The organism is Mesorhizobium sp. M7A.F.Ca.CA.002.05.1.1 (genome assembly GCF_003998335.1).
Taxonomy (GTDB): domain Bacteria; phylum Pseudomonadota; class Alphaproteobacteria; order Rhizobiales; family Rhizobiaceae; genus Mesorhizobium.
On the sequence record NZ_RZQI01001683.1, the window covers coordinates 1 to 403 of the forward strand.

Genomic DNA, 403 nt, shown 5'->3' on the forward strand with positions numbered 1-403 from the left:
GCCCTGCACTGGCCGACCGTCAATGGCCGTATCACCGGGGATCTCTTCGAGGAGGTCCACCATTTCATTTCGGCGGTTCGCGACGACACCCCTTTCGTGATGCCGGTCGGCGACGCCCTGCGCGCCGTCGCCGTCAATGATGCCATCCTGCGCAGCGTCAAATCAGGCCTGCGCGAACCGGTCGAAGATTGGCACATCCGATGAGAGGATCCTCATGACCCGCCAACAGAACATCTGGTGCAGGCGCTTTCTCGACCTCTCGCCATTGATCCTGCTGGTCATCCTGCTGGCGATCTTCGCGCTCATCGACGCCCGCATCGTTTCAACCGCCAGCCTCATCAACATCGTCGCCCAGGCGACCCCGATCGCCATCCTGGCGCTTGGGGCTCTAATCGTTCTGCTG

1 protein-coding gene and 1 pseudogene are annotated in these 403 nt (G+C 62.0%); both read left to right on the forward strand.

Translation table 11 applies throughout. The features are described from left to right. Positions 1–204, forward strand: a 204-nt coding sequence (locus EN939_RS37765; RefSeq protein ID WP_206528494.1) for a hypothetical protein, incomplete at its 5' end; no start/stop codon positions are given. Between the two features lie 10 nt (positions 205–214). Further along, positions 215–403, forward strand: a pseudogene (locus EN939_RS37770) (hypothetical protein); the annotation flags it as partial.